Origin of the sequence: Streptococcus sp. SK140 (assembly GCF_000259525.1) — a bacterium.
In the GTDB taxonomy this organism is placed as follows: domain Bacteria; phylum Bacillota; class Bacilli; order Lactobacillales; family Streptococcaceae; genus Streptococcus.
Map to the genome: position 1 here is coordinate 42,858 of NZ_AJML01000021.1, position 12,388 is coordinate 55,245.

Annotated in this window: 4 protein-coding genes and 2 pseudogenes; all 6 read right to left on the bottom strand. The window is 42.5% G+C overall.

The annotated features are described in order from the left end of the window. Window position 1 precedes the first annotated feature (1 nt). A complete protein-coding gene (murD, locus tag HMPREF1116_RS05250; RefSeq protein ID WP_000821007.1) occupies window positions 2-1,354 on the bottom strand; it encodes a UDP-N-acetylmuramoyl-L-alanine--D-glutamate ligase in 1,353 nt (450 codons plus the stop codon). Window positions 1,355-1,449: 95 nt separating this feature from the next. Further along, a complete protein-coding gene (locus HMPREF1116_RS05255; protein WP_000824283.1) occupies window positions 1,450-4,155 on the bottom strand; it encodes an ABC transporter permease in 2,706 nt (901 codons plus the stop codon). Between the two features lies 1 nt (window position 4,156). Then, window positions 4,157-4,858: an ABC transporter ATP-binding protein gene (locus HMPREF1116_RS05260; RefSeq protein WP_000323392.1), complete on the bottom strand. Its 702-nt coding sequence runs from the start codon at window positions 4,856-4,858 to the stop codon at window positions 4,157-4,159. A gap of 349 nt (window positions 4,859-5,207) precedes the next feature. Next, window positions 5,208-5,777, bottom strand: a complete 570-nt coding sequence (locus HMPREF1116_RS12560; protein WP_442852123.1) for an SIALI-17 repeat-containing surface protein — start codon at window positions 5,775-5,777, stop codon at window positions 5,208-5,210. Further along, window positions 5,753-11,867, bottom strand: a pseudogene (gene bgaA / locus HMPREF1116_RS05265) (LPXTG-anchored adhesin/beta-galactosidase BgaA); the annotation flags it as partial. The gene HMPREF1116_RS12560 and the pseudogene bgaA, both read right to left, overlap by 25 nt. Window positions 11,868-12,077: 210 nt before the next feature. Next, a pseudogene (locus HMPREF1116_RS12565) lies at window positions 12,078-12,245 on the bottom strand (YSIRK-type signal peptide-containing protein); the annotation flags it as partial. Between the last annotated feature and the right edge of the window lie 143 nt (window positions 12,246-12,388).

Below are 12,388 nucleotides of genomic sequence, written 5' to 3' on the forward strand. Positions count from 1 at the left end.
ATTATCCCTTTAACTCCGCTACAGTGTCGATGAAAAGATCTCCACGCACTTCAAAGTTAGCATACATATCCCAGCTAGCATTAGCAGGACTGAGGAGAACCACATCTCCTTCTTCAGCAAGTTCATAAGCCTTGCGAGTTGCGTCAGCAATATCTGTTGCATCCACATAAGCCACACCAGCCTTGTCCGCTGCACGTTTGACACGTTCTGCAGACTGACCGAGAATGACCATTTTCTTAAGTCCAGTGATATCTGGAACCAACTCTTCAAACTCATTACCACGGTCCAACCCACCAGCTATCAAGATAACCTTGCTATTGTCAAATCCAGACAAGGCTTTTTGAGTTGCCAAGATATTGGTTGACTTACTATCGTTGTAGAATTTAACACCCTTGATTTGGTCTACAAATTGGAGACGGTGTTTAACGCCACCAAAGGCTGACAAGGTTTCCTTAATGGTCTCATTATCAACACCACGAAGTTTAGCCACAGCAATGGTTGCAAGAGCATTTTCCACATTGTGGCTACCTGGAACACCGATTTCATCAGCTGCCATGACTTTTTCACCACGGAAGTAAAGAAGACCATCTTCAAGATAAGCTCCGTCAACCTTTTCAAGTGTTGAAAATGGTACTACAGTCGCATTTGTCTTTGTCGCAAGCTCTTTAGCTAATTCCTGGTTGAAGTTCAAAACTAGGTAATCAGCCGCTGTCATATTGCTTTGAATATTCCACTTGGCTTCAACGTAGGCTTCAAAAGAACCGTGGTAGTCGATATGGGTTGGCATAAGATTGGTGATAACAGCAATTTCAGGATGGAATTCCTGGATTCCCATTAATTGGAAAGAGGATAGCTCCATGACAAGGGTGTCCTTATCTGTCGCTGTCTGAGCCACCTGACTAGCAGGATAACCGATGTTCCCTGATAAGAGACCATTTTGCCCCGCAGCAGTCAGAACTTCTCCAATCATGGTTGTAGTTGTAGTCTTACCATTAGAACCAGTAATACCAACAATCGGTGCCTCTGAAACCAAATAAGCCAACTCAACCTCAGTCAAGACTGGAATGCCTTTTTCTAGAGCTTTTTCAATCATCGGATTGCTATAAGGAATTCCTGGATTTTTTACCATAAGTGCAAAATCTTCATCCAATAATTCCAAAGGATGTCCACCAGTGACAACCTTGATGCCCTCTTCCAAGAGACTTTGCGCAGCTGGGTTTTCTTCAAAAGGCTTGCCATCATTCACTGTCACAATGGCACCTAGCTTATCCAAGAGACGAGCTGCAGATTCACCAGATTTAGCCAAACCTAGGACTAATACTTTCTTATTTTCAAATTGATCAATTCGTTTCATATCTAGAACTCCATTTCTACTCTTACTATTTTACCATTTTTATGAAAATAAAAAAGCCACAAAGGGCTTTCTTATTTGTTTTTGTCCTCGATCAACTATTCTACAGACTTGAGGGCTTCAAGCATATCTACCTTTCGGAGATAATGATTGACAAAAACTCCTAGGATGGTCAAAATGACACTGACAGCTAGAACTGGAATGAGATAAACTTCCCAGCCGACCTTTGGTTGAAAACGGAAGGTACCGGGTGCAATCATCTGAATGAGAAATTGATGGAGATAAAAGCCTGATACCAATCCTACAATCATTCCAATTAGTGACAATATGATGGTCTCCCGATAGATATAAAGGGTCACTTCTTTGTTATGAAAACCAAGAACCTTGATGGTTGAAAGTTCCCGAATCCGTTCAGCAACATTGATATTGGTCAAATTATAAAGAATCACAATGGCTAGTAGCACCGATACCAGCACCAAAATCGCCATGGTGTGATTCAGAGAATTGGCAAAACTTTCAAAGAGCTGAATGGTGGAGGCGTTTTGAACGAGGCCACTGACAGCTGCTTGCTCCATAAATTCTCCTGCGACTCTTTCGGTATTGACTTCACTTTTATCCTTGAGTTGGACCAAATATGTATTCATCTTGGGTGCTTGACCGTATATCTCCTCATAGGTTGCCTGATTCATATAGACAAAATGGCCCACATAGTGCTCGGTAATAGCACCTACTTTAAAGGTTTTCCCATCTATTGTAAAATTGTCACCAACAGAAACTCCTGCCAACTGGGCCAATTTTTCTGTCAAGACAACTCCATTAGATAAGCTCAGTTTTTCCCCATTTTTTTCTAGGAGGACAAAGGGAGCTAGGTCATCTTGATCCGTCACCATCATGGTCACGGTCTGAACGCCAGCCTTACCGGCATAGTCTTCCTCAATCTGTTTGGAAGAAATAAAACGATAGTTTTCAACTTCATCACTTTTCAGTTTTTCCTCTAGCTTAGCCTTGTCAGAATCAGAAGCTCGAGAATTGACAGAGAGAACCATCTGGTATTGTTGCAGATCCTTAAACTGCCTGTCTGCCACGCCAACCACAGAGGATTGAATCCCAAGCCCTGCAAAGAGGAGGGCTACTGAACCAGCAACTCCAAAAATGGTCATCAGCATACGCTGTTTATAACGGAAAATGTTGCGGGCTGTCACTTTCTGAGTAAAACTCAAGCGTGACCAGATAAAGGTTATGCGCTCCAAGAGAATTTTAGAACCCTTGACTGGTGGCTTAGGTAGTAATAATTGCGCTGCTTCTTCATGCAATTCTCTGCGAGATACAAGGTAGGCAGGTAGGACACTAGCCACTAAGCTTAGAGTCAGAGCTAAACAACTATAGGTCCAGTAGAAATACTGCTGACTCTCTCCAACAATCATTCGCTCAGTGATAATATGAGAGATTGTAGGTGCCAAGACGTAATGCCCAAGCAAGATTCCTAGAAGGGTTCCAAGAGTTCCAGCAACCAGGCCGTAAATCACAAACTTAGCAATGATATCCTTGCTATGGTATCCTAGAGCTTTGAAAATCCCTGCATTGGTTCTTTCCTCGTCTACAAATCGTGTCATGGTGGTAAAGGTAACCATGGCTGCAACGGCATAGAGAACAACTGGAAAGATATTCCCTACGGCACGAATACTCATAGCCGAGTTACTATACATGAGATAACCTTGACCAGTAGGAGAACTCTTGCGATTGTAGACATGATAGGTTGGCTCTGTTAGAGCCTTGACCTCATCCTGACTGGTCTGCCACTTAGCCTTTTCCTTAGTAAGATCTGTTTCGGCTTGGCTCAGCTTTTCCCTTTCTTGCTTTAGTTGTTCTTTTGTTTCTCCTAACTGACTAGATGCTTGACTTTTTTGTGGTTCTGGTAGTTGGCTCACTTGATTTTCTTGAGCTTGTAGACGCGTTTCGATTTCCTGTAGACGTTTCTTGCCAGCTGTCAAGTTGCTTTCAGCCTCGTCTAGCTGTTTCTTGCCCTCATCAAGGGACTCTTGAGCGTCCTTTTTCATTTTTTCTAGCCGCGCTTGACCATTATCAGCAACTAGGTCTTTGAGAGTTCCCTCTTCTTCCTCTTGCTTCTTTTCGTAATCGCTTGAAAAAGGATTGACATCTGTTAGACTAGCAAAACGCAGGCGGGCAATCGTGTAAACAAAGCTCTTAAAGTTATCTTTTGTTACGACACCATAGGCTGCTAGATTCCCATTACCACTGGCTGAACTCCCCATATCCGTTTTTGAGAAAATATCTGGAGAGTGGACGAAGCCTGTAATGGTATAACTATCCCGCTTCAACTGAGAATTACTGCCCTTCTTTTGGCTCAACTGAATGACTTGACCAATCTGATAACGATCTTTCCAAAAATCCGCCAAGGCCAATTCATCTTCTTTTTCAGGCAAACGACCTTCCGTTACTTGAAATTTTGAAATCTTTTCAGTATTTGAAAAGATTCGTATGGCATCTTCACTATTTGCCAGAGTAAAATCTGTCATATAACCAAATTCAACATCTGCTCCCGATAGAGTTTGCAATTCTTCCTGGTCTGCCTGATCTAGACCATAATCTGCTATGACGGTCATATCTGCCACATTAGTATCTTTCAGATAAGCCCAAGCTGTTCGCTCCATATTAGGACTAGCAACCTTGAGACCAACCACGGCTAAAGAACCTAACATCATTAGAGTTAGGATGGATAAAAATCGTCCCTTTGAACCTGTGAAAGACTGGAGCAGGTCTTTCCAATATGTCTTTCTTTTCATCTTAGTACTCCAAATCATCAATATCCTGTGGTTGAGGATTGAGGACAACACTCTTGACACTGGCATCATGCATCTGAATCACCCGATCAGCTATTGGAGCTAGGGAGGCATTATGGGTCACGATGATAACGGTGGCCCCCTTCTTACGTGACATATCTTGAAGAATCTTTAGAACCTGCTTACCAGTCTGGTAATCCAAAGCTCCCGTTGGTTCATCACAAAGGAGAATTTTAGGATTTTTAGCCACGGCTCGAGCAATGGATACCCGTTGTTGCTCACCGCCTGACAGCTGAGCTGGAAAGTTATTAAGACGGTGCCCTAATCCAACATCCTTGAGAACCTGCTCAGGATCCAAGGCATCGGCAACAATTTCTGAAGCTAGCTCAACATTTTCCTTGGCAGTCAAGTTAGAAACCAAGTTGTAAAATTGAAAGACAAAGCCAACGTCATCTCTACGATAGTTAGTTCTCTGATGAGAAGTGAAATTCGAGATATTGGTCCCATCAATCCAGACTTGCCCTTCATCATTTGTATCCATACCACCAAGAATATTTAAAACGGTTGACTTCCCTGCTCCAGATGACCCAAGGATAATGACTAGTTCTCCCTTTTCAATCTCGAAGTTGACATCCCGATTGGCTACAATTTCTGTATCACCAGTATGATACCTCTTATAGCTGTTTTTCATTTCAATATAAGCCATCCTATCTCCTACTCTTCTATCCCTATTTTCATCTTTATTATAACTCTTTTGAGGAGAGAAAGAAAGCTTATCCCTGTAGACTTTAGAGAGATTTTCAAAGTCCTCAGATGCGCTGAATTCAAGTCAGTATAGCCATGCCTTACTCACCATGTTTCTGAGACAATTCCTCTAGTTTGTTATTTTAGTTTTTTGTCGAATATCATCTCTGGTCTTCTTTTGCAATTGCTTCATGAGAAAAAAAGCGAACAAGACCAGATTCTGTTTATCAGAAAACTAGTTTTGTCCGCTTTTTATGATCGAGATTAGTCTCTTAGTCCAATCTCTATGACTTAGATGCTATAACATCATCTTATTCGTCTTCTTTTTTCTTTCCCATTGCAAAGAGACCAAGTAGTGCTCCTACAACACCTGCTGTTGCAAGGGTTGCATTTTCTTTTGTACCTGTTTCAGGGAGGATATTTTGATGACTTGCAGGCGCTTGGTAGGTCTTGTCTTGTGACATAGCAAGAGCTACTTGTGACTGCTCATCTCTGTATGCTGGTGTTTCACCTGTAGTTGGGGCTGAACCATTCACACGTCCAGTAAATTCTGGAACTTGGTGACTAGTCCCTTCTCCACCAGGAACGCCACCTTCAAAGTGTGGAACTTGATGGGTAGTTCCTTCTGAACCATTTACATGACCAGTATACTCTGGTACTTCATGAACAGCAGCTTCTGCCCCATTGACACCGCCTGTAAATTCTGGTACTTCTACTACTGGTGCTGCTTCATCGCCTGCTGTGCCAATGACTCCTGGGTACTCTGGGACTTCATGAACAGCTGCTTCTGCTCCATTGACACCACCTGTAAATTCTGGAACCTCATGGATAGCTGGATCTGTTTTACCAGATACTTCTTTCTTAGTTCCGACTAAGACAATCTCATCTTGCGGTGCTTCAATAGTTTCGCGAAGTTTTTCAGTACGGCTTCCATCTAGTGCTACTTCAGTCAGGATACGTTCTTTACCTTCACGACCTGCTTGAGTTACACGAGTTTCACCTTCTGCTAGAGTTGGATCTTCTTTCTTCACTGTCTTGAAGCTGAGAGCTTCTTCTACCACTTCTAGGCTAGGAAGCTCTTCCTGAACAGCTGGGGCAACTTTCCCAGTTTCAACCTTTTCTTTGGTCAATTGGATACGGTATTCCTTGACCTGTTTACCACTTTCTGAAACGAGACGTACCAAGACTGGAAGTTTATCGTCACCACTATCAACAACTGTTGCCGCTACGTTTTCACCAGCTTCAACGGTCACTTTAGGACGGTTTCCACTATAGGTTACTTGGTAATCCACACGAGCTTCAGAGAAGTCTGCAAGCTCTCTACCATCTACTAGAAGTTTAGAAGCTGTATTGTCTTTAGGTGCTTCACTTGGTGCGATAAAGGCCATTTCAGTGATAGCCACACCCTTCTTGTCTGCTTTTCTGTCCATGCGCCATCTCATAGCTTTAGCTTTGACCGGTGCAAAGGTTACATGGATGTCAGTTCCTGCTTGAACTTCTTGATCCGCACGATATTCAACTTTCTCCCAGTTAGAAGGAGTGTTGAATGGATGTTCTGGATCGTATGGTTGGTAGTTAGAGTAATATTCTGGTGAATCAAATTCTGGTCCCACATAGCGTTCTAGAACAAGTTTAGAAGGTGCATCTGTTCCACCATCTGCAAAGAAGCGAATGCTTCCTTCAGCTACTGTACGTTCAACAATCTTACCATTTTCTCTGAAGATAACCCCTACTGAAACTTCTGGATTTTCAGATGGAGTTGCAGACCAATTAGTCCAACGACGGCTTTCATCATCTGAACCATCGTTAACATAATCTACACGGTCATGAGAGTTTGGATCAATATCGTTAGTTGCTGAGGCAAATGAACGGTTGCTATCGTCATCGAAGTCTGGGTTATCTGAAAGATTTTCTCCGAGTTTGTCTGTTACACGAACAGCTACTTCAGCAGTTAAATCAGTACCCAAAACGCGACCATGAACTGTAAATTCACCTGCTTTTGTTAGATTTTCTGCTGGAACTGCTTCCCAGTCAACAGCCAAGTCCTTCACTTCATAGTCAGATTTTCCTGTGAAGTAAACAGGAACTTTTGCTGGTAGCTCAAGAGTTTGTCCTTTAGCAACCAAGCGAGATGATTTGGCAACAGCAACAGGTTTGCTTGCGAGCAAATCTTTATCATTTGTGAAGTGTAGGCGGTATTCACCTAGGATATCTCCGTTTTCAGCCTTGACAACAACACGAACTGGATCTCCTTCACCTACGCTTGGTACAACTGTTGCAATACCATTTTCAGTGACACTTGCTGTAACAGCTGGAGCTTTTCCTTGGCTTGCTTCTAGATAGTAGTCAGTCAAGCCTGGGTTAAAGTTTGGCAAATCTTTTCCATCTACTTGGATTTTTGCTTGAGCATTCTTAGCTGCAGCTACTTGTTTAGAGAAGATTTGCATTTCTGTAATAGAAGTACCCCATTTACCATCTGGTCTAACCATGCGGATACGAACTGCGTAAGTGTTGACTTTATCAAAGCTAAAGTGGGTCATTTCTCCAGCTCTGACTTGATCTGGAGCCTTGAGATTTGTTACTTCTTTCCAGTTTTTATCGTCATTAAAGACATGGTCTTCGCGTGCTACGAAGCTTGGATTCTTAGGAACTGTTGGAGTTGCTGAACCGACATAGTATTCGATGACATAGGATTTAGGTGCACCAACACCGTGGTCTTCGTGGAAGGCTACATTGAGGTTATCCACTGAACGTTTAGACATGATACCAGAGTCACCAAAGAGAATTCCTACGGATGCTTCACTTGTACGGTTCCAGTTTGTCCAGCGATTTGCTGGTTGGTTGTTATATGAAATTAGTTTGTCATTGACATTGGCTACTGAGTCACTTGGATTTGAGTCTGATGCAAAGGCAAGTGGCAATTCTGAACCAGTCCACTGGTCAGAAATATTAGCACCAGTTTCTGTCTGAGCAGATACACGAACATGAAGTTTAGTTGGTAGTTGAGTACCTTCTACATGTCCTGTCACAGTAAACTTGCCTTCTTGTGCGTATTGGCTTGGTTCAATAGCGTCCCAAGTTACTTTAGCTGAAGAGACTTGGCCATTTGAGTGGTAAGTACGAACGCTCTCTGGTAGTTGAGGAGCTTCTGCAACTGGAGTAGTTACGCTCACTTCTTCGACAGCAATGATACCTTCGACAGATACCTTAGCATGTGCTTCTTTCTCAATTCCTTCAACTTTACCTAAGACATCAAAACTATGGTATTTAGCAAGGTCTTCCTTAGCAACTGCTTGCCAAGTCACCTTGTGAACCTTTGGAAATCCTTTGTCATACTCTACAGTTACAGTAGCAGGTAGACTTGGTTCTTGGTTCAAACCTGTCACGACACTAACTGGACGGATGGCTTGGACAACTTTGCTTTCAGTATTTGCTTGAATGTTCAAGTCAATCTGGCCTTCTGCTCCTTCAAATTGAGCTTTCAGAGTTACTTGACCAGGTTTATGCAATTCAAGCATACCTTTACGAACGGCTACATCTCCTTCACCTGTAGTTGAGAAGGTAACCTTATCAGCCTTCAAGACTGCTTGTGTACCGTCTTGATAGTGAGCCAAGACCTTGATACCGACAGTTTGGTCTTCTTTCAAAGTAGCTGCATTTTCAACTTCTAGGCTCAAACGTTCAATTTGTGGAGCTTCTTGTAGGAATTGGATAGCATAAGTTTGTAGTGGGCCACCATCGTTTGGTTGAACATGGATGCTTGCACGCATACCATTTGCTTCATTAGCTTGAATAACTGTCACTTGAGCATTTTCAGCTGTAGCTTTGACCTCTGGCAAGGCTGCTCCATAAGCAAGCTTGTGATATTTTACAGGTTGGTCAGTTGAAAGGCCTTCAACCGCTTGATCTGCTACAGTTACACTTGGAACTACTGGATTAGCAGCTTCCCCTTCTGCAACTACCAAGGTCGCAGCGATTTCTTCATCTTCTAAAATACCTTTTGCTGGGATGCGAGAGCCTGGGATTGCTAGTTTAGCTTGGTCTTCAGCTGCAATTTCCCACTTATTAACATCATAGCTTGCTACAGTACCATCTGACAATACGTAAGAAACAGATTTGTCAACTGAACTTAGATCTGTATTTGGAGCGATTCTCTTGACTACAGGCAATTCTGCTTCGAGAGCCAAGACTTCAACACGCGCTTCTACATCACGTCCATCTGCCACGCCTTTCACAGTCACAATTCCTGGTTCATTGACATCAACTGCTGACCATTCTACTGGAAGTTTTGCACGACTGCCATCACTGTAGATAAATGCCACTTTCTTAGGCATTTTTGGCGCTTGCCCGATAACAGTACGGACTTTAGCAACTTCTGTACCCAAAACTGTTTTTTCAGCTTGGTCTTTCTTACCTGTGAAGATAGTAGTTTGATCAGATTTCAAGAGATCAGAATGAGCAGTCAAGGTAAATTTACCAGCTTGCTCAGTTGATTTGACAATGACAACACCCTTACCATTGAAAGCCTTACGAACCCATGAACCGTCAGCTTGCTCTTTGTAACGTTCACGGCTTGCTTGTTCACCGTTATCCACACCGACAATCCGACCTTGTCCATGCAACTGGAAGCGAACAAGGTTATTGGCAGTTGGAACTACATTACCAGCGCTATCAACGATTTCGTAGTAAATATAAGTGAGATCTTTTCCGTCTGCTGCGATAGCATTTTCTTCTTTGACTAGGCGAACACCTGCAGGTTCACCAGCAGTCGTAACCTTATCACGAGCAATTTCATTACCAGCCTCATCGCGAGCTACTGCTTCCAAGGTTCCAGGTTGATAAGCAACCTTCCACTCAAGGTAAAGTTCCTTGGCATTGGCACCTTCTTGGTAAGTACGGCCATCACTAGTTTGTTTCTTGTTAAAGGTTTTCTTACCTAGAGACTCGCCATTCAAGAACAGTTCCACACTGGCAGCATTTGAAAATGCACGAACAGGAATCTTACCATCTGCGTCTGCTACATTCTCTCTTAGGGTAGAATCTTCCCAGTTCCAGTGAGGAAGGAGATGAACCATTGGTTTCTTCTGAGCAGAAACCCATTGGCTTTGGTACAAGTAATAGTCATTCTTAGGAATTCCAGCTGTATCTACTATACCAAAGTAAGAACTCTTAACTGGTGTGTTGTTTTGGTTGTGCCATGGAGTAGGCTCACCGATATAGTCGGTACCTGTCCAGATAAACTGACCAGCATAACCAGCATTGTCACGGTCAAAAGTCCACGATGCAGTGGCTGTTTTACCCCAACCAACACGGTCATTACCATAGTCTGATTGCTCATAGTGACGGTAAGCTTGGTTGCTGTGGACTAGTTCACTTTCTGGACGGAAATAGCTACCACGAGTACGAGTTGCTGAAGAAGTTTCTGAACCGTAAATCAACCAATTTGGATGTTTCGCACGAAGCTTCTTATAGTTGTCTTCTGAATAGTTAAATCCAACCGCATCAAGTTCGTTGGCAATCTTTTCATGATCACCACTACCATCACCAAAGCGGAACTTGTCTGCTCCCATAGTGACATAGCGTGTCTTATCAACTGCTTTAATAACTTGGACCAAGCGTTTTACAGTCGCTAGAGAACGAGCCTTACCGTCTGCTTCACCGATTTCATTACCGATAGACCACATGAAGATAGCAGGGTTGTTTTTGCCTCTCTCGACCATTGTACGTAGGTCAAAGTCAGACCATTTTTCACCTTTTTTAGCATCTGGGTGAGTGGCGTCTTTGTCAAAGAAACGTCCGTAGTCATACTGTTTCTTACCACCGTACCAAGTATCGAAGGCTTCTTCTTGCACCAACAAACCTAGTTCTGCAGCGATCTGCAACGTTTGCTCACTAGCTGGGTTGTGGGTTGTACGGATAGAGTTCACACCCATATCCTTCATCTGTTTCAGACGACGGTATTCTGCCTTATAGTTTTCTTCAGCCCCTAGAGCTCCGTGGTCGTGGTGAAGAGAAACTCCATGGAATTTAATGCGTTCACCATTCAAAGAGAAGCCTTCATTTGGTGTCCAGTTATAGTAACGGTAACCAAACAAGTCCTTCTTGGCATCGACCAATTGGCCGTCACGATAAACACGAGTCACTAATTCATAAAGAGCTGGTTTATCGTTAAGAACTGTCCAGAGTTTTGGTTTCTCAACTTGCAAAATAGCATTCAAGCTAGTTGATTGATGAGCTTTCAAGACTTGGCTATCTGTACGAACTACGTCCGTTACAGCCTGGCCATTTCGTTCAATAATTTGGTATTCAGCAACAATTTCATGATCTTTGTCATCTGTATTGACAATCTTACTTGTTACATGAGTATCAACCTTACCATTTTGTTGTTTTTCAAGGTCTGGTGTTAAGATCGTTGTTCCGTTTTTCTCAGCATGAACCTTATCTGTGACTTGAAGGGTAACATCGCGGTAAATACCACTTCCTGAGTACCAACGGCTACTTGGTTGTTTGTTGACCGCATGTACAGCTACGACATTCTCACGACCATCTTTATTGAGATAATCAGTGATGTCATAAGAGAATTGGTTGTAACCATTTGGATAGTGACCAACTAGCTGACCGTTTACATAGACTTGCGAATCCATATAAACTCCATCAAAGACTAGGCGAACATTCTTGTTAAGGTCTTTTTCATCTAGTTTAAAGGTCTTGCGATACCAAGCATCACCACCATTGAGTTGTCCACCTTCGTTTTGGGCAGGAGAATCATGATCGAAGTCATTGTAAATACTCCAGTCATGAGGAAGGTCTAATTTCTTCCAGCTTGATACATCTGCATCTGGTTTGATAGCGTCTTTGGCATTAGCATTGAGTTTAAAATGCCAGTTTTGGTTAAATTCTACTTTACGGTCCTCAACCAATTGATTTACCTCCTCACTGGTAGCCGGTTTTAGGTCCGGTTTTTCCGTTTGAGCAGATTGATCTTGAGTAATTGCTTGAGGTTTCTTATCTAAGATGGAATCCTCTTTCTTGTCAGAATCTGACTGTACAGTTTGGTTGTCCTGTGTTTTTTCAACTTCATGAGCTGGTGTAGCAACTTCACTTGCAGCTGATTCAGTTGATGCTGGCTGTTCTGGACTTCTTGTTTCACTAAGTTCCTCTTTATGAGAATCATCCTCTACTTTTTCTGCAGCAACTGCAATTGGAGTTTCATCAGCTGAAACTGGGTTTGCACCAGCTACACTTGCACCAAATAAGACTGAGCAAGTACCGATGACTACAGAGCAAGTTCCAACGGTAAATTTTCGGATACTATACACTCTTTTTCGATTCCAATGATCTTTTCTCATAAGATCCTCCTTATATTCGTAACCGCTTCCAATTTTATGTAAGCGCTCTACTTTTTCAGTAGTATTTTGCTTCTATTTTATAAAATAATATAAGAAACTTCAATACTGGCAGCATAAAAATCATACTTTTGATTCTTTTTTCT